Annotated in this window: 22 protein-coding genes; 6 read left to right on the top strand and 16 right to left on the bottom strand. The window is 43.8% G+C overall.

Going from position 1 to position 22,709, the window contains the following annotated elements; translation table 11 throughout:
• Window positions 1-13 precede the first annotated feature (13 nt).
• Window positions 14-2,002 (bottom strand): ATP-dependent zinc metalloprotease FtsH, encoded by a 1,989-nt coding sequence (ftsH, locus tag VME0621_RS11420; protein ID WP_081875766.1) that lies wholly within the window; start codon window positions 2,000-2,002, stop codon window positions 14-16.
• A 97-nt stretch (window positions 2,003-2,099) separates the two neighbouring features.
• On the bottom strand, window positions 2,100-2,729 hold the full coding sequence (gene rlmE / locus VME0621_RS11415; RefSeq protein ID WP_038225504.1) for a 23S rRNA (uridine(2552)-2'-O)-methyltransferase RlmE: 630 nt from the start codon (window positions 2,727-2,729) through the stop codon (window positions 2,100-2,102).
• A 112-nt stretch (window positions 2,730-2,841) separates the two neighbouring features.
• Here rlmE and yhbY point away from each other — a divergent pair, with 112 nt between their 5' ends.
• Window positions 2,842-3,138, top strand: a complete 297-nt coding sequence (gene yhbY / locus VME0621_RS11410) for a ribosome assembly RNA-binding protein YhbY (RefSeq protein WP_038225582.1) — start codon at window positions 2,842-2,844, stop codon at window positions 3,136-3,138.
• Between the two features lie 147 nt (window positions 3,139-3,285).
• Here the strand turns inward: yhbY and greA are convergent, their stop codons facing one another.
• Window positions 3,286-3,759, bottom strand: a complete 474-nt coding sequence (gene greA / locus VME0621_RS11405; RefSeq protein ID WP_038225505.1) for a transcription elongation factor GreA — start codon at window positions 3,757-3,759, stop codon at window positions 3,286-3,288.
• 460 nt (window positions 3,760-4,219) lie between these two features.
• On the opposite strand from greA, the gene dacB reads away from it, so the two are divergent.
• Complete coding sequence (gene dacB / locus VME0621_RS11400) at window positions 4,220-5,659, top strand: serine-type D-Ala-D-Ala carboxypeptidase (RefSeq protein WP_062456827.1); 1,440 nt, start codon at window positions 4,220-4,222, stop codon at window positions 5,657-5,659.
• A gap of 33 nt (window positions 5,660-5,692) precedes the next feature.
• Here the strand turns inward: dacB and VME0621_RS11395 are convergent, their stop codons facing one another.
• The 7 genes from VME0621_RS11395 to murJ form a co-directional block, all read right to left on the bottom strand.
• Window positions 5,693-6,538 (bottom strand): magnesium transporter, encoded by an 846-nt coding sequence (locus tag VME0621_RS11395; RefSeq protein WP_038225507.1) that lies wholly within the window; start codon window positions 6,536-6,538, stop codon window positions 5,693-5,695.
• A gap of 414 nt (window positions 6,539-6,952) precedes the next feature.
• The gene (gene ispH, locus VME0621_RS11390; RefSeq protein ID WP_038225508.1) at window positions 6,953-7,897 is read right to left on the bottom strand and encodes a 4-hydroxy-3-methylbut-2-enyl diphosphate reductase; all 945 of its coding nucleotides are present in this window, start codon (window positions 7,895-7,897) and stop codon (window positions 6,953-6,955) included.
• A gap of 41 nt (window positions 7,898-7,938) precedes the next feature.
• Window positions 7,939-8,370, bottom strand: coding sequence for an FKBP-type peptidyl-prolyl cis-trans isomerase (gene fkpB, locus VME0621_RS11385; protein WP_038225509.1), 432 nt, complete (start codon window positions 8,368-8,370; stop codon window positions 7,939-7,941).
• Window positions 8,371-8,499: 129 nt separating this feature from the next.
• Window positions 8,500-9,003 carry a signal peptidase II gene (lspA, locus tag VME0621_RS11380; protein ID WP_038225510.1) on the bottom strand — a complete coding sequence of 168 codons (504 nt, stop codon included), beginning with the start codon at window positions 9,001-9,003 and terminating at the stop codon, window positions 8,500-8,502.
• Between the two features lie 115 nt (window positions 9,004-9,118).
• Window positions 9,119-11,947: an isoleucine--tRNA ligase gene (ileS, locus tag VME0621_RS11375; protein ID WP_006075371.1), complete on the bottom strand. Its 2,829-nt coding sequence runs from the start codon at window positions 11,945-11,947 to the stop codon at window positions 9,119-9,121.
• A gap of 62 nt (window positions 11,948-12,009) precedes the next feature.
• Complete coding sequence (gene ribF / locus VME0621_RS11370; protein WP_062456824.1) at window positions 12,010-12,945, bottom strand: bifunctional riboflavin kinase/FAD synthetase; 936 nt, start codon at window positions 12,943-12,945, stop codon at window positions 12,010-12,012.
• 69 nt (window positions 12,946-13,014) lie between these two features.
• On the bottom strand, window positions 13,015-14,577 hold the full coding sequence (gene murJ / locus VME0621_RS11365) for a murein biosynthesis integral membrane protein MurJ (RefSeq protein ID WP_038225514.1): 1,563 nt from the start codon (window positions 14,575-14,577) through the stop codon (window positions 13,015-13,017).
• A gap of 258 nt (window positions 14,578-14,835) precedes the next feature.
• Here murJ and rpsT point away from each other — a divergent pair, with 258 nt between their 5' ends.
• Window positions 14,836-15,096, top strand: a complete 261-nt coding sequence (gene rpsT / locus VME0621_RS11360; protein ID WP_031493675.1) for a 30S ribosomal protein S20 — start codon at window positions 14,836-14,838, stop codon at window positions 15,094-15,096.
• Window positions 15,097-15,160: 64 nt separating this feature from the next.
• Here rpsT and VME0621_RS11355 read toward each other — a convergent pair whose 3' ends face one another.
• Window positions 15,161-15,460 (bottom strand): ArsR/SmtB family transcription factor, encoded by a 300-nt coding sequence (locus tag VME0621_RS11355; RefSeq protein WP_006075375.1) that lies wholly within the window; start codon window positions 15,458-15,460, stop codon window positions 15,161-15,163.
• A 177-nt stretch (window positions 15,461-15,637) separates the two neighbouring features.
• Complete coding sequence (nhaR, locus tag VME0621_RS11350; RefSeq protein ID WP_006075376.1) at window positions 15,638-16,531, bottom strand: transcriptional activator NhaR; 894 nt, start codon at window positions 16,529-16,531, stop codon at window positions 15,638-15,640.
• 406 nt (window positions 16,532-16,937) lie between these two features.
• Between nhaR and VME0621_RS11345 the strand changes: the two genes are divergently transcribed.
• Entirely contained in the window at window positions 16,938-18,083 is a 1,146-nt protein-coding gene (locus tag VME0621_RS11345) for a Na/Pi symporter (RefSeq protein ID WP_031493676.1), read from the top strand.
• A 68-nt stretch (window positions 18,084-18,151) separates the two neighbouring features.
• Here VME0621_RS11345 and VME0621_RS11340 read toward each other — a convergent pair whose 3' ends face one another.
• Window positions 18,152-18,721 carry a Slp family lipoprotein gene (locus VME0621_RS11340; RefSeq protein ID WP_038225516.1) on the bottom strand — a complete coding sequence of 190 codons (570 nt, stop codon included), beginning with the start codon at window positions 18,719-18,721 and terminating at the stop codon, window positions 18,152-18,154.
• 245 nt (window positions 18,722-18,966) lie between these two features.
• On the opposite strand from VME0621_RS11340, the gene VME0621_RS11335 reads away from it, so the two are divergent.
• Entirely contained in the window at window positions 18,967-19,290 is a 324-nt protein-coding gene (locus VME0621_RS11335; RefSeq protein WP_006075637.1) for a YMGG-like glycine zipper-containing protein, read from the top strand.
• A gap of 89 nt (window positions 19,291-19,379) precedes the next feature.
• Window positions 19,380-20,144 (top strand): SDR family NAD(P)-dependent oxidoreductase, encoded by a 765-nt coding sequence (locus VME0621_RS11330; protein ID WP_065311684.1) that lies wholly within the window; start codon window positions 19,380-19,382, stop codon window positions 20,142-20,144.
• Window positions 20,145-20,186: 42 nt separating this feature from the next.
• Here VME0621_RS11330 and VME0621_RS11325 read toward each other — a convergent pair whose 3' ends face one another.
• The 3 genes from VME0621_RS11325 to VME0621_RS11315 are packed head-to-tail and all read right to left on the bottom strand — an operon-like array spanning window position 20,187 to window position 22,690.
• A complete protein-coding gene (locus tag VME0621_RS11325) occupies window positions 20,187-21,038 on the bottom strand; it encodes a thymidylate synthase (RefSeq protein ID WP_062456818.1) in 852 nt (283 codons plus the stop codon).
• 11 nt (window positions 21,039-21,049) lie between these two features.
• On the bottom strand, window positions 21,050-21,865 hold the full coding sequence (gene lgt, locus VME0621_RS11320) for a prolipoprotein diacylglyceryl transferase (protein WP_038225522.1): 816 nt from the start codon (window positions 21,863-21,865) through the stop codon (window positions 21,050-21,052).
• Window positions 21,866-21,898: 33 nt separating this feature from the next.
• Complete coding sequence (locus VME0621_RS11315) at window positions 21,899-22,690, bottom strand: sulfite exporter TauE/SafE family protein (protein ID WP_038225523.1); 792 nt, start codon at window positions 22,688-22,690, stop codon at window positions 21,899-21,901.
• Between the last annotated feature and the right edge of the window lie 19 nt (window positions 22,691-22,709).

Here is a 22,709-nt window from a genome sequence, read left to right as displayed (position 1 = left end):
TATTTATTACTGCTTATTCTGAATCTTTCTTCGTCGTTTCAGAATCTACTTTTTCAGCCTTAACATCGGAGTCAACCGCTGGTGCAGACTCTTCTACTTTAGGCTCAGCTTGTTGCGGTTTCGCTTCCGCTTTTGGCTCTGGAGCACTTTCCTGCTGAGATTTAGCTTGGTCACCCCAACCCGCCGGCTCACGAATGTCATCTTTACGTTCCATCAGGTCATCGATTTGACCTGCGTCGATGGTTTCGTACTTAACAAGCGCATCTTTCATCGAGTGCATGATGTCCATGTTCTCTTCAAGAATTTTCTTCGCACGGTCATAGTTACGGTCGATGATCAAACGAACTTCTTCATCAATCAGTTTCGCTGTTTCACCAGATATATGTTTAGTCTGCGTTACACTGCGACCCAAGAATACTTCGCCTTCATCTTCTGCATACAGAAGAGGCCCAAGTTTCTCAGAGAAACCCCACTGAGTAACCATTTTACGAGCGATATCTGTTGCGCGTTCAATATCGTTTGATGCACCTGTTGATACCTTGTCTTTACCATAGATCAGCTCTTCAGCAAGACGACCGCCGTATAGGCTTGAGATCATAGACTCTAGGTGTTGGCGAGACATACTCACACGATCTTGCTCTGGCAGATACATAGTCACACCCAGTGCTCGACCACGTGGAATGATGGAAACCTTATACACTGGATCGTGTTCAGGAACCAAACGACCAACGATCGCGTGACCCGCTTCGTGGTATGCCGTCGACTCTTTGGTTTCTTCCGAAAGCACCATAGAGCGGCGTTCTGCACCCATCATGATCTTATCTTTCGCTAATTCGAACTCGACCATAGATACATTGCGCTTGTTACCGCGCGCCGCAAATAGTGCCGCTTCGTTAACTAGGTTTGCAAGGTCTGCACCAGAGAAGCCCGGAGTACCACGTGCAATCAAAGATGGCTCTACGTCTGACGCTAGAGGTACTTTGCGCATATGAACTTTAAGAATCTGCTCACGACCACGAACATCTGGTAGACCAACCACAACTTGACGGTCAAAACGACCAGGGCGAAGTAGTGCTGGGTCAAGTACGTCAGGACGGTTAGTTGCTGCGATAACGATGATACCTTCGTTACCTTCAAAGCCATCCATTTCTACCAGCATTTGGTTCAATGTTTGTTCACGTTCATCGTGGCCACCACCAACACCAGCGCCACGCTGACGACCTACCGCATCGATCTCATCGATGAAGATAATACAAGGTGCTGCTTTCTTCGCCTGCTCGAACATGTCACGTACACGAGATGCACCCACACCAACGAACATTTCAACGAAATCTGAACCAGAGATAGTGAAGAACGGTACTTTTGCTTCACCAGCAATAGCTTTAGCAAGCAATGTTTTACCAGTACCAGGAGGACCAACCATTAGAACACCAGTTGGAATCTTACCACCCAGTTTCTGGAAGCGGCTTGGATCACGTAGGTAATCTACCAGCTCTTTTACGTCTTCTTTTGCTTCATCACAACCTGCAACATCAGCAAACGTGGTTTTGATCTGCTCTTCACTCATCATACGAGCTTTGCTCTTACCAAACGACATGGCACCTTTACCACCGCCGCCTTGCATTTGACGCATGAAGAAAATCCAAACACCAATAAGAAGAATCATTGGGAACCATGAGATAAAGATAGTGCCCAATAGGCTTTGTTCTTCTGGTGGTGTCCCTGAAACTTTTACGTTTTGGTTAATTAGGTCATCAAGTAGCTTTTGATCATAAACTGGCATGTAAGTCACAAAGCGACTGCCACCGCCACGGCGAGTAAAGGTTATCTCGCTGTCTTTAAATTGAGCTTCTTGAATCTGGCCATTGCCAACTTCCTGTACGAACGTGGTGTAATCTACCGCTCGACCGTTGCTTTCGCCTGGTCCAAAGCTTTGGAATACCGACATCAACACAACGGCGATGACTAACCACAAAATTAAATTCTTTGCCATGTCACTCAAGGTGTCAGCCTCTCGATAACTAATTGTAATTAAAGGTAGGGTACTACAGTTTTTCGGCTGTAGCTACATTGTTAATTTTGTCTTTGTAAACTAATGTTCAGCCTTTGAAACCATTAGCTACAATAAACACCTCACGAGAGCGAGCTCTAGATGAGTCTGGTTTGCGAATCTTCACTACTTTGAAGGCATCGCGCACCTGTTTGACGTACTCATCAAATCCTTCACCTTGGAACACTTTCACTACGAAACTGCCGCCTGGTGCCAAAGTTTGATGACACATATCTAATGCTAGTTCAACAAGATACATTGCTCTAGGCTGATCGACAGATAAGTTACCTGCCATGTTAGGAGCCATATCAGACATTACTACGTCGACCATATCCGGTTGGATTCTTTCGAGTAGTGCATTTAGAACTGCTTCTTCTCGAAAGTCCCCTTGAAGAAAGCTTACACCTGATATTGGATCCATCGGCAATAAATCACAAGCAATTACCTGCCCTTCATCACCTAAAACCTTTGCGGCGTATTGAGACCAGCCACCGGGAGCAGCGCCTAAGTCAACCACTGTCATCCCAGGTTTTAGTAGCTTATCTTTATTTTGAATCTCTTCAATCTTAAAGATAGCACGAGAGCGGTAACCTTTTCTTCTGGCTTCATTCGCATATTTGTCATCAAAATGCTCTTTCAACCAACGACCAGAACTGGCCGAATGTTTTTGCTTACTCATTCAAATTCCAACTCAATAAGGGCACGCCCTCAGAATAAAGTATAGTCTTCGTCATTAGATGGCGTTAAAATACGACTTTTCAACCCTAATAGTAAATAAATTTGGCCGCGTTATGAACCTAAGCACCAAACAAAAGCAGCACCTAAAAGGCCTAGCACACGCACTTAAACCTGTCGTGCTTCTAGGCGCAAATGGACTAACAGAGGCTGTTCTAGCGGAAGTAGAAATCGCTCTTGACCACCACGAACTGATTAAAGTGAAAGTGGCATCAGAAGACCGTGAAACTAAGCTACTGATTATCGACGCGATTGTGCGCGAAACTAAAGCTGAAAAAGTTCAAGTTATCGGTAAGACGCTTGTTCTTTACCGTCAGTCAGAGCAAAAGAAAATCGAACTGCCACGCAAATAATTTGCCCACCGTTTGATTTGATTGAAACATTTTGTTTCAAAGTGGAAAAGGTCGCAACAGCGGCCTTTTCATTTTTCTTACATCCTGAACTCGTATCTCATCTACAAAAAAAGCCGCTCTTGGCGACTTTTTCTCTGTGAAATCAGCTTAAATATAAGCAACTTTATCGATTTCAAAATCTTTTTGACCGCCTGGAGTCACGATAGTCACTTCATCGCCTTCCATTTTGCCAATCAATCCACGTGCAATTGGGGAGCTCACTGAAATACGGCCTGACTTAATGTCAGCTTCGTCATCACCAACGATTTGGTAAGTCTGTTCAGCGTCAGTATCGATATCAATCAAAGTCACTGTAGAGCCGAAGATGATCTTGCCAGAGTTGTCTAGCTTAGTCACATCAATAACTTGAGCTACAGAGAGTTTATATTCAATATCACGAATTTGAGCTTCACAGATGCCTTGCTCTTCACGCGCAGCATGGTACTCAGCATTTTCTTTTAGGTCACCTAGCTCACGAGCTTCAGCGATAGCTTCAGAAATTTGTGGGCGAAGCTTAAGTAGACGATCTAAATCTTCACGTAGCTGTTGTTCGCCACGTACAGTCATTGGAACCTTTTCCATTTTAACAACCTCTTTTCCAAAGCAGACTTTGGACAATAAAACCCTACTCAAGCGAGCCTGAGTACAATTTAAAAAATAACTGGATTAAGCCTAGTGTAATCAAAGTGCGTAGACAAATCACTGAAATTCACACATTCGTTCATTGATGCCAGAAACAATCAATCATCGTAAGATTCACAATCGCGACGACTATCTGTGTGTTTCGAAGTGAACACTGGCTCTATTCTGCCTTAAGTTCGAAAGCTTAGTGGTCAGCAAGACAATATAGCTTAGGTCTCTTAGCATACGCAAGGTCAACTCAACTAAGTTGAGATTTATATTGTCAACAAATGCATATCGTATTTCACTGTCTATCTTGAGATCAAAACTTCATAGATTCCTTTGGTAATTTATCACTTTATCTCGACTTAATAGGTTGTTAGCCTACATTAAAAATAAGCCCAACTTAACGAACCGACTTATGAAATCCAAATGCTTGCTCACTGCATTAATGATGCTACCTTTTTCCTCTTTCGCTACTGGTGTCGACGCGACTCAGTACTTGCCAGCTGGTAGCCGCAACGCATTACTTTTAGCGCCATTACATTCACCAACAGAAACGCTCATCTCACTGGATGCCGACCAGTTTTTTCCCCCCGCTAGCACGCTTAAAGTGGTCACTGCGCTCGCAGCAAAGCTCGCTCTACCCAATGATTTTCGTTTTGAAACAGTGCTATCACACTCTAAAAACACCTTAATTATTCGCTATACAGGCGATCCAACTTTTAGTCGCGAAGCACTAAGAACGATGCTAAAAGAAGCTAAATCAAGTGTTGGTAAGAACATCGATACGATCTGGCTTGATGATACAGTGTTCAGCGGATACGAAAGAGCTGTAGGGTGGCCATGGGATATTCTCGGTGTCTGTTATAGCGCCCCATCTTCAGCGATCACCTTAGATGGTAACTGTGTCCAAGGTGCACTTTATACCAATAAAGATGGCACTACTCGGGTAAATGTTCCTGCTCATCAGCCTATTACTGTCTCTACTTCTGCCGTTAGTCTTTCTAAACAAGATCAAGAACAAGCTCACTGCGACCTCGAACTTCAATTTGATGGACAAAACCACTACTCAATTGGTGGTTGTGTGGTCAATAGAAGTGCCCCCTTGCCACTTAAGTTTGCTGTCGCCTCACCCGATTTATTTACCTCAAAAGTTATCAAAGCAGAACTCAAGCGTTTAGGCATGAATCTTAAAGGTGAGATAAAGATTGGTAATCCTGAGATAGCGGATGAGCAGCCACTATTTATCCAGCGCTCAAAACCGCTTCCTGAGTTATTGGCCGTGATGCTTCAAGACTCCAATAACCTCTATGCCGACAATATTACCAAAACACTCGGCGCTCGCTATTACGGTCAGGCGGGCTCATTTAATAACGGAACAGCAGCAATTAAAGAGATTTTGCAGACTAAAGCAGGTATCGATATTCAATCTGCCGTGCTTGAAGACGGGTCTGGGCTTTCACGCAATAATCGTCTTACTGCCAACCAAATGCAGCAAGTATTGCGCTACATCTATGATAATGACAGCACGTTAAAACTCATCAAGCTTATGCCCGTTTCCGGCAACAATGGTACATTGAAATATCGCTCTAGTATGAGAAAGGCTCCTATCAAAGGCGCGCTTATCGCCAAAAGTGGGTCGCTATTCGGAACTTACAATATGATGGGGTATGGCCTTGATGATAAGGGGAAACCAGAAAGTCTATTTGTACAATTTGTCACTGACTATCACCCTCAAAAGCCGAAAACGAAAACTCCCACTATTTCACCATTAACGCAGTTTGAGCAGAGCTACTATCGCCAAGTAGTAGACTATAGCTACTCTTTGGGACGTTCAAAAAACAAAGCGCAGCCGTAGCTGCGCTTTACTTAAGTGACTCTTCACACAGATTTAGGATAAACCTAAGAAGTGATTCACAACAGTGAAGTAGATCCACATACCCGAAATATCAACAATCGAAGCCAGTACTGGGCTCACCAGTACTGCTGGATCTAGCTTAAAGACTCGAGCAATAATAGGTAACACACCACCTAGGGTCGTTGATACCGTTACTTGAATAAACAACGCGACTGCAATGGCCATGGCAATTAAATGGATGTCAAAACCACCGGCAGAGTTCACATCACCAAAGACGAGAATTCGACCAACCATAACTAAAGCAACCGCCGCCGCAAGACAGACTGCGACTCGGCTTTCTTTCCAAAGTACCTCTAACCACTGCCGCTTTCTTAACTCTCCTGTTGCCAGAGCACGAATAACCAATGTCGCTGCTTGGGTACCAGTATTACCACCAGCAGCGGCTATTACAGGCATATAGACGGCTAATAGTACTAGTTGGCTAAGCGTGTCTTCGTACTGAGCAATAATAAGACCCGAGACAATCCCTAACAGCGCCAACGTAATGATCCAACCAATGCGTTGTTTTACGTGTTCCAGAACACCTGTTGTCAGATAACCACCAGTGGTCTCTGCTTCGGAGTGAATCAGTCCCAATTGGTGAGCAAAATGCCTGGCTCGTCTATCATGGCCTTGCAAGTCGAGTTGTTCGATTAAATATTGCACCTGCCCTAAAGCACAGTGTTGCAACACACCAACGGCTTCGTCTATTGGCATCACGGTCAATAGGTTCAATTGCTGTGCTGTGTCGTATTTCAAAAATGCTTGAGTTGCCGCACTGATTTCTTCTTCTGAAAACAGTGGCGCATTCTCAATATAAGTATTGTTCATTACCGTCATGGCGAATCTCCCGATTAGCGTTGGTAACGACCATCAAACGTCAAAATAATAGCCTTACACGCAAATGTGCAGACGTCTTAACGAAATAGCAGAAAGGAGAAAAATAACGATAAGTTATTAAAAGGAAAGGAGCCCTACCTCGAAGGTAGGTACGAAGATCGCAATTACCGACGAGTTGTTACTTTTCTCCCTTGATACTAGGAGGATGGTCGGTATTGTTCATAGTTATCTCCGAAAAAACTATCGATTCGATAGCGGCGCTAGGATACCAAAAATCGTCAATGAGTAAAGGTGATTATCTTAGTTGAAACGATTTTTTACCTTTCGTAATCTTTACGCAATGATTTATAAAGCTGCCTTAGTAATATCAATACTTAATAAAAAAACGCCGCATCATGATGCGGCGTTTTCATGTTAATCAACCTGCTTGATTTGCAGCTCTCTAGGAACTTCAAAGAACATGTTTTCTTCTCTTCCTAACACTTCTTCAACGTCATCTGCACCCAAGTCTTTAATTTTATCAATGATCTGATTCACGAGCTCTTCAGGAGCTGAAGCGCCCGCCGTTACGCCCACTAACCCCTTACTTTCAAACCAAGATGCCTCAATCAAGTCTGGAGTATCAGTGAGATAAGCCGGTGTCCCCAGCTTTTCCGCAAGTTCTTTAAGACGAGTGGAGTTCGATGAGTTTGTAGAACCAACAACAACCATCACATCCACGGCTTGTGCTAGCTCTCGGACTGCATCTTGACGGTTTTGTGTCGCGTAGCAAATATCATCTTTGCGAGGCCCTTGAATCTCTGGGAACACTTCACGCAGCTTTTCGATCACATCGGCCGTTTCATCCACAGACAAGGTCGTTTGGCTAACATAATGAAGGTTACTTGGATCGTTTACCTTAAGCGTAAGAACATCTTCTGGTCGCTCAACAAGGTACATTCCGCCAGTCTCACTAGAGTATTGCCCCATTGTGCCTTCCACTTCTGGATGACCAGCATGGCCAATTAGAACGACTTCCATGTTTTTACGACTGGCGCGTGCTACTTCCATATGAACTTTCGTTACCAGAGGGCACGTTGCATCAAACACGGTAAGAGCACGTTGCTTAGCTTCTTTACGAACCGCTTGGGAAACACCATGAGCAGAAAATATCACGATGTTGTCGTCTGGCACTTCGCTGAGTTCTTCCACGAAGATTGCACCGCGCTGTTTTAGACCTTCTACCACAAATCGGTTGTGAACCACTTCATGACGAACATAAATTGGCGGCTGATACATTTCTAAAGCACGCTCCACAATACTGATCGCTCTGTCTACGCCGGCGCAAAAGCCTCGTGGGTTTGCTAACTTAATTTTCATTTCATTACTCATTGATCAACCGCTTCTACTTACTCTGCTTGCTATTCTACTTCGAGAATTTCCACTTCAAATGTCACGTCTTGTCCGGCCAACGGGTGATTAAAATCAACCGTTACAGAATCACCAGCAATATCGGTAATAATGCCAGGAATTTCCATACCATCAGGACCAGAGAAGGCCATTATTGTACCGACTTCCACCTCAGAGTCACCCACAAACTTCGCTCTGTCCATATGATGAATATTGTCTGGATTCGGCATACCAAAAGCGTCTTCTGCTTTCAGCTCGATAGCTTTATTCTCGTTCACTGATAAACCGATCAGACAACTTTCAAAGTTCTCACTTAAACTTCCGTCACCAATAATAAATTTAGCGGGTTTGCCCATATTATGGGTGCTATCTGCGACTGAGCCATCCTTCAATTTAATGGTGAAATGTAGAGTGACCGCACTATCTTGGGAAATTTTACTCACGTTACTGCTTCCTTTGCTTTCAAAGAGTCTTAGTATTGCTCTTTGTTATTTGTCGTTTCGTTATCGCTATTGTTATATAAAAAAGCGCCGTGCATATCAACGCACAGCGCTTAAGGTTATTGGAAATTATTACTTCGCTTCTTTGTTGCGAAAGCTATCAATGATAATCATCCCGGCACCGAGACAGATAGCCATATCAGCTAAATTGAAAGCTGGCCAATGGTATGTTCCCCAGTAAAAGTCTAGGTAATCAACAACAAAGCCATGTACAACACGGTCAAATACATTACCAACCGCCCCACCAATGATCATGGCATAAGCAATATTGTTCCACTTTTCTTTCGCTGGGAGCTTGCTCATCCAATAGGTTAATAGCCCCGTAACAATAAACGCAATACCAGTGAACAGCCAACGCTGCCATCCTGCTTGTTCGCTTAGAAAACTAAACGCAGCACCATAGTTGTGAACGTACAGTAAATTGAAAAATGGCAGGATTTCAATGCGATTTGCCCAGCCATATCCCATATTGTCCATAACAACCAGCTTGATGCTAATGTCGGCAATAAAAATGACAATGGCCAACCAAAGCCAGCGCACACCTGATTGCTTAAAGGTAATTGTTGTTTCGCTCATTCCAATCCTTAAATTGTCATGCTTAAACAAGCATAAGAAAAGTACTAGCTAAAAGTAGCCCCAGTAAAAACTGGGGCTGTCATATTAGTTAAAAGTTCCGTTGGCTTACTGTCAATTAAGCAAACTTACGAACTTCACCTTCACCTGCGATGTTCGAAACACAGCGACCACAAATCTTCTCGTGACCTTCGATCGTGCCTACATCTGGAGTATGGTGCCAGCAACGATCACACTTCTCGTTTTCCGTTGCCTTAACTTCAACAAACAGACCTTCAACTTCTGTCTCTTTCGCAGCGTCAGTTTTCTCTGATAGCGGCTTAACTGTTGCTGCTGAAGTAAGAAGTACAAAACGCAGCTCATCTTCAAGCTTGTTGATGGTTGCTGTCAGTGTATCATCTGCATATAGCGTGACTTCTGCTTGTAGTGCACCACCAATGATTTTTTCTGCACGTGCAGATTCAAGTTGCTTGTTCACCGCGTTACGAACTGACTGGATTTCAGTCCAGAATTCGTTGCTTAGCTCTTCGCCTTCAGCAAGACCGAATAGGCCATCGAACCACTCACCTGCAAACACAAACTTGTCACGTTGACCCGGCATTTCATTCCAGATTTCGTCTGCTGTGAACGACATGATTGGCGCCATCCAACGAACCAGAGCTTCTACGATGTAGTAAAGTGCAGTTTGACAGCTACGCTGTGCGTGACCACCCAGTTTCGCTGTATATTGACGGTCTTTGATCACGTCAAGATAGAAAGAGCCCATCTCGATAGAGCAGAACTGCATTAAGCGTTGTGTTACAGCATGTGTGTTGTACTCACCGTAAGCTTTCACAATCTCTTCTTGTGCAGCTAACGCACGACCAACTGCCCAGCGGTCAAGTGCTACCATTTCATCAGCAGGAACAAGATCCGTTTCTGGGTTGAAGCCATTTAGGTTCGCTAGGAAGAAGCGAGCTGTGTTACGAATACGACGATAAGCATCAGCAGAACGCTTAAGGATTTCATCAGAAACCGCTACTTCACCAGTGTAGTCTGTTGAAGCTACCCACAGGCGAAGGATATCTGCGCCCAGTTTGTTGGTAACATCTTTTGGAGCTACAACGTTGCCAATAGATTTCGACATCTTACGGCCGTGCCCATCAACCACAAAGCCATGAGTCAGCACTTGCTTGTATGGTGCTTCGTCTTTCATCGCAATAGACGTAATTAGCGACGATTGGAACCAACCACGGTGTTGGTCAGAACCTTCTAGATATAGGTCTGCACTATTGCCGTTATACTCTTCACGAGCATCCACAACAGAGTAGTGTGTCACACCTGAGTCGAACCATACGTCTAGTGTATCAAGCACTTTCTCGTAGTTGTCGGCTTCATCACCTAATAGTTCAGCAGGCTCAACATCCCACCAAGCTTGAATACCTTTTTGTTCAACAAGTTGAGCTACTTTTTCGATAAGCTCTAGTGAGTTCGGATGAAGTTCAGCTGTTTCTTTGTGAACAAACAACGCAATTGGCACACCCCATGTACGCTGACGAGAGATACACCACTCAGGGCGACCTTCAATCATACCTTCGATACGGCTTTGACCCCACTCAGGCATCCACTCAACACCTTTAATTGACTCTAGTGCTTTAGCACGCAGGCCAGCTTGGTCCATCGATACGAACCATTGTGGTGTTGCACGGAAGATGATTGGCGTTTTATGACGCCAGCAGTGTGGGTAGCTGTGCTCGTAAGCATGATGATGCAGTAGCGCACCTTTTTCTTTAAGTACTTCTACAACGGCATCGTTAGCTTTAAATACATGCTGACCAGCAAATAGCTCTGTGTCTGGTAGATAGACACCGTTAGAACCTACAGGATTCGCAACTTCTAGACCATATTTTTGGCCTACAGCAAAGTCTTCTTGACCGTGGCCAGGTGCTGTGTGCACCACACCAGTACCAGAATCGGTAGTTACGTGATCACCAAGGATCGCTGGTACCGTAAAGTCATAGAATGGGTGGTTGAACTGAGATAACTCAAGATCTGCACCTTTCGCAAAACCTAGGTTATGGAAGTGCTCGATACCAGCACGATCCATCACATCTTTTGCTAACTCAGACGCAACGATAATACGCTCTGGGTTGTCGCCTTCCGTTTGAATCAATACGTACTCTAAGTCATCACGTAGACAGACTGCTCGGTTTGCTGGCAGAGTCCAAGGTGTTGTTGTCCAGATGATGATTGAAATATCACCCTGTCCTTCATGACCTTCATTCAATGAGAATTTAGAGATAAGCGCGCTTTCATCAGCCGCTTTAAAACGTACATCAATAGAAGGAGAGACTTTATCTTTATATTCTACTTCTGCTTCTGCTAGTGCACTGCCACAATCTGTACACCAGTGAACAGGCTTGAAGCCTTTCAATAGGTGTCCTTTATCAGCAATTTTGCCAAGCGCACGAATAATGTTCGCTTCAGTATCAAAGTCCATTGTGCGATAAGGCTTATCCCACTCACCAAGAATACCTAGACGTTTGAAGCTCTCTTTTTGACCTTCAACTTGGCCTTCTGCATAAGTGCGACACTTTTCGCGGAACTCAGCAGCCGTTACCTTCTGACCTGGTTTGCCAACTTTCTTTTCTACCATTAATTCAATTGGTAGACCGTGGCAATCCCAACCAGGAATATAAGGGGCGTCAAAACCTGAAAGTGTTTTGGATTTAATAATAATGTCTTTAAGAATCTTATTTAGTGCGTGACCAATGTGAATGTCACCGTTCGCGTATGGAGGTCCATCGTGCAGTACGAAGGATTTTTTGCCTTTCTTAGCTTTACGGATCTCACCGTAAAGATCTTCTTTATACCAACGCTTAAGCATTTCTGGCTCACGATTTGCCAGATTGCCGCGCATAGGAAACCCTGTTTCAGGTAGGTTCAGGGTATCTTTATACTCACTCATCGATTCTTAATTCCGTTGTATTGGGCGAAAGTTAGACATTATGTTAGCGGTGGAATCTTCCGCTAACCCTTAAACTGACGTAGCCACACCCTTGCTACATCAGCATCCAATTCTATTTGCTGCTTAAGCAGCTCAAGTGACTCGAACTTTTTCTCATCACGAATTTTATGCAATAAAGCGACTTCAATTTGCTTACCATAAAGGTTGCCTTCAAAGTCGAAAATATGCACCTCTAAATCTGGGGTTATTCCTGCTACTGTTGGCTTTTTACCAACATTAGCAATGCCAGGTAACGGTTGACTATCAACCCCATAAACCTGCACAGCGTATACACCACGCACAGGTGACACATAGCGTTTCAAAGAAATGTTAGCGGTTGGAAAACCAAAATCACGCGCCAATTTTTGACCGTGAGCCACTCTCCCAGACAGCGTATAATGACGCCCTAACATTTCTGCACTCTCATCAAGATGATCACTTGCTAGTGCTTGGCGAATCGCCGTACTGCTCACACGTGTGTCTTCTACACAGAAACTAGCGGTATTCACCACCTCAAAGCCGAACTCTTCACCGGCTTTTTTGAGCATATCGAAGTTGCCTTCACGCCCTTTGCCAAAGCGAAAATCATCGCCGATAACAAGGAACTTAACACCCAATTTATTCACCAACAAGTCTTTGATAAAAGACTCCGGTGACATGCTGGCAAAGCGGCGGTTAAAGTTGACGCACAATAAACGATCCAAGTGCATTGCTTCAAGCAATTCAAACTTGTCACGAAGACGAGTCAGTCTAGCCGGCGCTTTATCCTTAGCAAACAATTCCATCGGTTGCGGTTCAAAAGTCATTACTACAGCAGGCAAACCCAAAAGCAATGCTTTCTTCTTCACCTGTTCGAGTACACGTTGGTGCCCCAAATGCACACCATCGAAGTTTCCGATGGTTAACACACAGCCATGGTGCTGACTTTTTAGGTTATGTATGCCTCGAATGAGTTCCATGAAACGACTAAACCACCTGCTTAATGAAATAATACTAGTGTGAAACCGACGGATTATAACCAATCATTGTTAATCTGTCGCTGCTTTTAGATCTCGAGCTCGAACACCAAGAACAAATAGACTAACTAGATAACTCACAGCGCCGATCAAAATCAATCCGATCAAGGTATACACACGCTCTGTTAAGCCCCAAGTCAGCCATTGCTGCATATCTTGTAGCTGCCAACGAAGCACTAGCACCATAACAACGGCTGCCATCACTAAACGTGCCACAAAACCGATAGTCTGGCGACTAATCTGGTAAACACATTGTAGGTGTAGCCCTCGGTATAACAACGCCATATTGATAAATGCCGACAACGCGGTTGCCATCGCCAGTCCAACATAACCATAGAAGTAAGCAAAAATAGCATTGAAGACCATATTAGACACCATGGCTACAATGCCATACTTCACTGGTGTTTTGGTATCCTGACGCGAGTAGTAACCCGGAGCCAGCACCTTAATCAACATAAAGTTAAGCAGGCCAGATGCGTAAGCTAGCAGTGACAATGACGCTTGATGAACGTCGTGAGGGGTAAACTCTCCACGCATAAATAGGACCATCAGCATCGGCTTGGCTAACACCATCAGCCCCAACATGGCAGGAAGACCTAATAGGATAACCATTCGAACTCCCCAATCCATCGTACTAGCAAATCCTTCACTATGCGCATCCACGTGTTTGCGTGACAGCGCAGGAAGAATAACCGTCGCGATGGCAATTCCAAACAAGCCTAGAGGGAACTCAAGTAGTCTATCGGAGTAGTAAAGCCAACTAATCGAGCCCGTGGCAAGAAAACTAGCAATAAAGGTGTCAAAAAGCAGGTTAATTTGGCTAACCGACACACCGAATAAGGCTGGAATCATCAAGGTTCTGATTTTCACTACGCCAGGATCGCGCCAGCCCCACTTAGGTTTTACCAATACGCCCTCTTTTATTAAGAAAGGCAATTGAAAGGCAAACTGGACAAAACCACCTAAGAATACACCAAGAGCTAAGCCAATTTCCGGCTGGGCAAGGTTTGGAGATATAAACCACGCACAGAGGATAATCATGACGTTTAGAAAAACGGGGGTAAAAGAAGAAACAGCAAACTTACCTAAAGTATTGAGAATAGCCCCAGATAACGCCACAAAGGTGATGAACCATAAGTAAGGGAAGGTAATCTTAAGCATCAAGCTGGCAAGCTCAAACTTAGGTGCAGCAGGCCCATCATTCAGCCAATCTAAGAACCAACCGAAACCAAATAGTGCAGTGACAACACTTGACCCTATCACACCTAATAACGTCACTATTGTCACAATGACGCCTAAGGTACCTGACGCTTTCGCTATTAAATCACGAGTTTTATCTTTATCTCCAGATGCGTGGTACTCCGTTAACACCGGAACAAATGCTTGAGAAAAAGCGCCTTCTGCAAACAGGCGACGTAAAAAGTTAGGAATCTTATTCGCAAAGAAGAAAACATCTGCGCTTGCACCTGCCCCCATAAGGTTGGCAACTACAACGTCTCGTACCAGTCCCAATACACGAGACACCAGCGTCATGGCACTAACAATCATGCCTGACTTAAGAAGGCGTTTACTCACAATAACCTCTGAATTACCTAGCCAATGCCTGCTATTTATCGGATTCAATAGCGTTTGTTATTGAAGAGAGGATTAGTATTAGCATTGGTCGAAAAATACTGTTAGAATCCCCGCCATCTTAACCGCGATAGCCCACAGATATCAAAAGTTGTTTTGTATCGTCGGGTTTTTGCACAAATCATTTGACAATTAAGCGCAAATGAGGGATATTCCTCGCCCTTAAATTGTCACCGAACTAAGTTTTTGGGAGTTAGACCCTTGGCAAACAGTAAATCTGCTAAGAAGCGCGCTATCCAAGCTGAGAAACGTCGTCAGCACAACGCTAGCCGTCGCTCTATGATGCGCACTTACATGAAGAAAACAATCGCAGCTATCGCAGCTGGCGATAAAGAAGCAGCAACTTCAGCATTTGCAGAAGTTACTCCAATCCTTGACCGCATGGCGACTAAAGGCCTTATTCATAAGAATAAAGCAGCTCGTCACAAGGCACGCTTCTCTGCTGCAATCAAAGCTCTATAATTTAGACTTTGTATTGTGTTAAAAAAACCGGCTAATGCCGGTTTTTTTGTATCTGTAAATCACACTATTCTGAGCTGCAATAAAGGCCGTGTAATAGTTCAATCAACTGACGAACTTCTTTACTACTTAATGTGTAGTAGACCGTTTGCGCTTCTTTTCTCGTCGACACTAAGCCATCACGACGCAGCCAGGCTAAATGCTGTGACAATGCTGACTGACTGAGTTCTAATCGAGTACACAATTCCCCTACTGATAACTCTGTATTGTGGAGCATGCACAGAATTTGCAGGCGTCTCTCATTAGCCATCGCCTTAAGGAGAACTACCGCTTGTGATGCGTTTTTTTCCATCTCCTGCAAGTTCATACTTTACCTCTATGTTTTATCCGTCTTTATTTACTTTTCTATTACTTAGACACTAACCATCTTTCTCGTAATAAATCCATAAATCTCATCACATTTTACATGGATAAAAATGTTGTTAGTAGCGCTTTGTTTAAAATAGTGTATTTCTCTTTACCAATTTGTTACCTAACCCCAATCTTAGAACGCTAGCAAATCGGTGAAATCTGCTTCACAGACACTCTTTACCGCCGGATGTTGAATCATTCGCTCTGCAAAAATAACGTAATACTCTTCTTTCAAATCTTCAATATCGCCAATTAGTTGAAGGTGGCGCTTATCTCTCATCTCTGACATATAAATACTTGGAGCAAGAAAGATGACATCCTCTTTATACATAGAGAAGGCTTTCATCAACGCAACATCATCAAATTCACCAAGAATATTAGGTTGAATACCCTGTTGATCAAACCACTGCAGTACTTTACGTCCCATTGAGGTACGACTACCGGGTATCAGCAAACGTCTTTGTTCAAGAATCTCAGGGAAACTCACATTATCGATATAGCCCGACGTAAAGAAACTCATGCGGCTTTCACCTAACTTCTTACTAAACAAACCAGGACTTTGACTTGAGTCCACAGGACAGTCCGATAGGATCATATCTAGCTTATGCTGAGCCAATTGCTCCAGCAACATTTCGTGAGTGGATTCAAAACAGCGTAGATGAATACTGTTATCTGGCGGGATAGTGGTCATCAATATTTTACTGACCAGGCGTTTAGAAAGAGCATCCGCCACACCAACATCGAACAGTACATTCGAACGCTGGCTATAGTTTACGATATCCAACATTTCGTAGCTTAAACCAAACATGCGGTCAGCATACTTATATACCAACTGCCCTAACTCAGTTGGCTCAACACTACGCCCATTTCGCTTAGTGAGCTTACCGTCCATTCTCTCTTCTAACGCTTTAATCTGCCCTGTTACTGTTTGAGGCGTTAAAAATAACGCATCGGCGGCTTTCGTAACCGAGCCCTGTTTGCAGACCATCCAGAAATAATAGAGGTGATTATAGTTAAGGTGTGACATGCGATATCGCCTAAAATGAGTGTGTTTCATTTATAGCAAAATCTGCACCAAGCGACAATATTCGATAAAACTTACGTTACAATTAAAATACAATGAAATTTCCGAATGTTTAATTGTCACATTCGCCACCTCACTGTCATATAAGCATCATAATCCTCGCTCTAAATCGAATTTATTCATTGATGATGGCAAATTAATCTCTTTTTCTCCTAAAGAAAACATCCTATAAAAATCAATGGTTTATATAAACAAAAAATACCAACAAGTACAAAAACCAAGCAAACATCGCAGTTAATTAACACAGAAATAGAAACGTCATATTTCTGTAATATTTGAGATCTAATATCGCCTCAGATTCAACAACAGGCCAACTTACGAATTACACGGCCAAATGGAGAAAACTATGATGAACCAAGCAACAACAGCTGCGACTCCAATGTCGAATACGACGCGTTGGTTACGCTGGGCTAACTTGGCGTTCATGCTTTATTTATTGCTACTTGCTGTTTCAATGGTGGGTAGTGGCTTTAAAATGGCAACAGGTGAACATGCAAAAGTCCTATTTGAATTTGCCTCACACCCTGTAGCTGGGTTAATGATTGGTCTAGTTGCTACTGCACTAATTCAGTCTTCTAGTACCGTCACTTCGATTATTGTTGGTTTGGTTGCTGGTGGTTTACCTGTAACGACAGCCATCCCTATGATCATGGGTGCAAACATTGGTACTACGGTTACCAATACACTAGTAAGTTTGGGTCACGTTCGTTGTAACACTGAGTTTAAACGAGCCTTTGCAAGTGCAACGATCCATGACTTCTTTAACCTGCTAGCCGTTGCTATCTTCCTTCCATTGGAGATGATGTTTGGCATTCTAGACAAAATCTCTAGCTGGCTTGTATCACCAATGCTAGCAACAGGTGACATGAGCATGAAAGGCCTGAACTTCATCAAGCCAATCACCAAGCCTGTTGTAAGTGCGATTCAAGAGCCATTAAGCTCATTTGGCAGCGTAACAGGTGGCGTACTACTGATTGTTCTTGGTATTGCAACTATCTTCGTGGCGATTACTGTTATGGGTAAGCTAATGAAGAGCCTGATGGTTGGCCGTGCACGTGAAATTTTGAAAAACGCTATTGGTCGTGGTCCGCTACATGGTATCGCATCAGGCTCTATCGTTACGATTCTTGTGCAATCTTCATCAACAACGACCAGCTTAATGGTGCCACTCGTTGGCTCAGGTGCGCTGAAAGTTCGTGATGTTTACCCATTTACACTAGGTGCGAATATCGGTACATGTATCACTGGCTTACTAGCAGCGACAGCAGTTTCTGGAGAATACGCAGTATTCGCATTACAAATCGCGCTGGTGCACCTGGTATTTAATATCATGGCAACCGTCTTTATCTTCGGTATTCCATTCTTGAGAGAACTGCCAGTGAAAGGTGCAGACTATATCTCGGACATGGCTATCAAGAACAAAGCCGTCGTCGCTGGTTACCTCGCTTCTATCTTTGTTGTTATTCCAGGCACTATTCTAGCGCTAACAGCATAGACACTAAGCAGCCAGACGCTAAGCTCTACTAAAAAGGCCCAGCTACATTTAGCTGGGCCTTTTACTATCTAGAAATCACCGTAGTCATAATCAAAGTCATCATAGTGCTCGATCAAATCAGCGTCGTCGATATCATCCCAGTAATAATAGCTATCGTAATAGTAGTTATAATATGGGTCACCAACATAATAAGTTTTAATGCGTTTATCTTCAGTCCAAAGATAGTAGTTTGAAGCTTTTAATACCGGAACCTTAAGCTCCTGTTGCCCAACCGTAATTGAAGTCATGCCTTCTATAACACCAACAAATGTCATTGATTTACCTTGAGTAAACGCCTTAGGGTCTAAGAACCTATCGACATTAACGACAAATCGCTGACTGCCCTGCTGAGTCTCATCAGGACGACCTTTTGAGTCCAATGCAAATTGACTAATTTGTAGCTCACTGGTGTTAGGGGTTAAATTGGTCAAATTTGCAATCACTCCACCCCATCTAGCTGGCTGGCCGACATATGGTGTCGCCTCTTTTACCGCTTGGTTAAACTCAACCAATAACTTCTCATCAGCGACTTGGATTTCGTTAGGCGCACCGCTGCATCCCATTAATATAAGACTCAACGCCATCCCTAGTAATCGCATGCTCCGTCTCCACTGGCTCTTTTAACTAAAGTATGAGTGACTTATTTACTATCTCGCAAGTACCTTATAACTCCTTTTCTGGATTTATTAACGATACTATCAGTGAGGAAAATCCATTCCCTTCTGTTAATTACGCTCAACAATAAACACACTCTAAACTAACCAAGGTTTGACGAGATGTTACTTATAATAACCAATTCAATCACTTAGGCTAATAGGCAAACTCATCAACCGAGAAACAAACCATGAAACTCAAGTTCTTTGCCCTAGCTCTAATCTTATCTTCACCGAGTTATGCCTATTATTGTGACCAAACCGCTGAAGGCGCTATTGATGGTGCAGTCGACGGGGCGATTACTGGTGCAGTCGTTGGCGGTATTGTAGATGGTGGTTCTGGCGCTGCTGCTGGAGCAGCTATTGGTGGCGGTGCTGGCGCAGTGGCGGGAACCATCGACGGTGCATACGATGAAGGAGCCTGTGAAGTGGCGACGGATGTTGTCGTAGAAGAAGAGATTATTGAAGAAGAAATCGTTGAAGAGGAAATTATCGAGGACGCCTATTACGACTAAGCATTACCATTGACAGCATAATGTATGGGACAGAGTAACATTCCCCTTGTTACTCCCCTTTTGATAGTCCCATCGATAGACTGGCCTAAATGTCGTCAACAAAAAGGTCAGTCATGCAGAAAATTGCCTTAGTCACCGGTGCTTATCAGGGTATCGGCTTAGCCACCTCAGAGTTATTAATGGAACAAGGCTTTCATGTCATCATGGCCGACATTCAATCCTGCTCAGCATTAGTTAATGATTTTCGCCAGAAAGGCTATACCGCCTCCCACATTAAATTGGACCTCGCCATGTCATCGGTCTTTCCTGCGGTTGCTAATAAGATAGAAGAGCAGTTTGGTCGCCTTGATGTACTCGTTAATAATGCAGCTATCTTAGTCGATCTTGGTAGACATCCTTCTCTTATTGATGAAGATACCTACCGCCGAGTGATTGAGGTCAACCAGATTGGTCCTTTCTTACTGACTCGAGCTCTAACACCACTCCTCAAAAAGTCCTCACAAGCCAGAATAGTCAATGTATCAAGTCAAGCTGGGCAACTTGCTCAACTTTCTGACATGGCCTCACCGATTAAAGATGATGTATGCGCAGCCTATCAATCCTCAAAGATTGGTGTGAATGCCAACACAGTATTATTCGCAAAAGAGCTAGAGCCATTTGGAATTAAAGTAAACTCATACTGTCCTGGGTGGGTTGATTCAGGAATGAATTTGGATGAGTTGCCTGATTATGGTGAACATATTCGATTAAAGTCCCCCAAAGAAGGCGCAGATACAGCCATTTGGTTAGCAACGCTCGATGCAGATGGACCAACGGCGGGATTCTTTAGTGAAAGAGAGAAAATTAACTGGTAGCTCTCGTTACAAAATAAGGCCGAGCAATGCTCGGCCTTATTTTCAGACAGAAAATGGATAGCGAATAGGCTCGTGGCACTCGTAACCTTCTACTTCAAAGTCATCAAGCGTCACCCAGGTTTCTAAGTCTTCAAGCGTCTTAATCTTTGGGTTGATACGGAACGTCGGAGCCGCCAGTGGTTCACGTTTTAGCTGAACATCTCGCATCAACTCCAATTGGTCTTCATAAATATGCGCGTTAACGATCTTATGAAATGCTTGTCCCGGCTTTTTACCGGTAATCTGAGCCATAATCGCTAGGAACACATAGACTTGAACCATATTGAAGTTTAAACCAAGGGGTACGTCACACGAACGTTGTGTACTGTTTAAATACAGCGTATCACCTAATAGCGAAAAGTGATGGCTGTACATGCATGGGCGCAAACACCCCATATGAAACTCGCCTGGATTGTAGAAGTTTAAGATCTCACCACGATCATCAACCCCTTTGCTTAAGTCATCCACAATCTTACGAAGTTGATCTATATGACCACCATCTGGCTTAGCCCATGCACGACCCTGCACACCATAGACACGGCCCATATCATCTTCACCTTTACGGTAAGAATTGTTCAGCCACGCTGCATTTAAGTTCGCGTTAGCATCCCATGTTTTGGTTCCTAACTTGCGAAAGTCTTCAGCGTTATCGTAGCCGCGAATATATCCCAATAGCTCAGCTACGGCTGCTTTCCAAAAGCTCTTTCTTGTAGTAACTAGAGGAAATGCGTTGTTGGCGACATCATAGGTCAGATCTGCGTTGATTACGGTTAAACAACGTTTACCCGTACGCTCATTTTCAATCCAAACACCTTCGTCAACGATTCGCTGACATAAGTCTAAATACTGCTTCACGACAATTCCTATTACTTTGATACTTTTTGTAGTTTCGGTCCGTTGACTTTGTATGCCCATGCAATCATTAGTGCACCAAGGATAATCATTGGTGAAGACAAGATTTGGCCCATAGAAATAAAGCCACCAAACAGTCCTAATTGTGCATCCGGTTCACGTACGAACTCGACCAAGAATCTAAATGTACCATAACCAAGAAGGAATAAACCTGACACAGCCCCTTCTGGGCGAGGTTTCTTGATAAACCAATTCAAAATTAAGAACAGTACAACACCTTCTAAGGCAAATTCGTACAGTTGAGACGGGTGACGTGGTAAAGGTCCGCCATTAGGGAAGATGATCGCCCATGGCACATCAGTCACTCGTCCCCAAAGTTCACTGTTCATAAAGTTACCTAGACGCCCCATACCTAAACCAAAAGGAACAAGAGGCGCGATGAAGTCTGCGACATTAAAAAACGTGCGTCCGTTCTTTCTGCCATACCAGAACATCGCGGTAATGACACCTAACAACCCACCATGGAACGACATACCGCCGGTCCATACTTTGAACAAGTAGAGCGGGTCACGTAGCAGTTCATCAAAACCATAAAATAGGACGTATCCTATGCGGCCGCCTAGCACCACCCCTAAGAAACCTGCAAACAACAGATCTGACACTTGCTCGCGCGTCCATCCTGAGTTTGGCTTGTCGGCTCTACGATTAGCTAACCACATCGCGAATGCAAAGCCGACAAGATACATCAAGCCGTACCAACGAATAGAAATGGGACCTAATTCAACAAGAACTGGGTCGATATTAGGAAACTGGATATATCCCTGAGACATAAAACGCTCACTTATCAGGTTTGAATATTGAGATTAAAACATCATTGAAAATGCAACGAATAATAAGAAGACTGCAAAAATCTTCTTTAGTTTCGGTGTTGGCATAGTTGTCGCCAATTTTGCACCAAATTTCGTTGTTAACATTGAGGTAGCAGCAATGGATAGCAAAGCCGGCAAGTAGACATAGCCGATACTGTACTCCGGTAGCCCTTGTGCTTTAGCGCCATGCATAATAAAGCCAATCATGCCTGCGATCGCGATCACGCAACCACATACTGATGAAGAGCCTACCGCTTTTCTCATCTCAACGCCATGTTTACTAAGAAAAGGAACCGACATTGAGCCTCCACCAATCCCCGCTAAGCTCGAGACCATGCCGATTCCCGCACCACAACAAGTTGTGATAAAAGGACTAGGAAGATTACGCGTCACTTGCGACTTGATAGACAAAAACATCTGAATTGCCAGAAGCAGTACAATGACAGCAAACACCTTCGGTAGATAGTGAGAAGGAATCCACTCTGCAACATTGGACCCCGCAAATCCGCCAATCACCACCCCAGGCATAAGCCATTTAATAACAAACAAATCAACATTACCCAGTTTAAGATGGTTAAGTGCCGAAGAGCCTGATGTAATAATGATAGAGGCTAAGGAAGTCGCCAGTGCAATATGCATAACCATATCACTCGCGATACCAAATTTAGGTAGGATGAAGGCCAATGCAGGGACAACAATAAGTCCCCCACCAATGCCCAGCAACCCGGACATGGTACCGACTACTGCGCCAAGGCACAGTAGTAATAAGATCAGTTCGTAGTTCACATGTATTCCAAAAGGGTTG

The organism is Vibrio mediterranei (assembly GCF_900088415.1).
GTDB classification, from domain to species: domain Bacteria; phylum Pseudomonadota; class Gammaproteobacteria; order Enterobacterales; family Vibrionaceae; genus Vibrio; species Vibrio mediterranei.
Note: the sequence above shows the minus strand (reverse complement) of the source record. Positions and strands in the feature narration are given on the sequence as shown.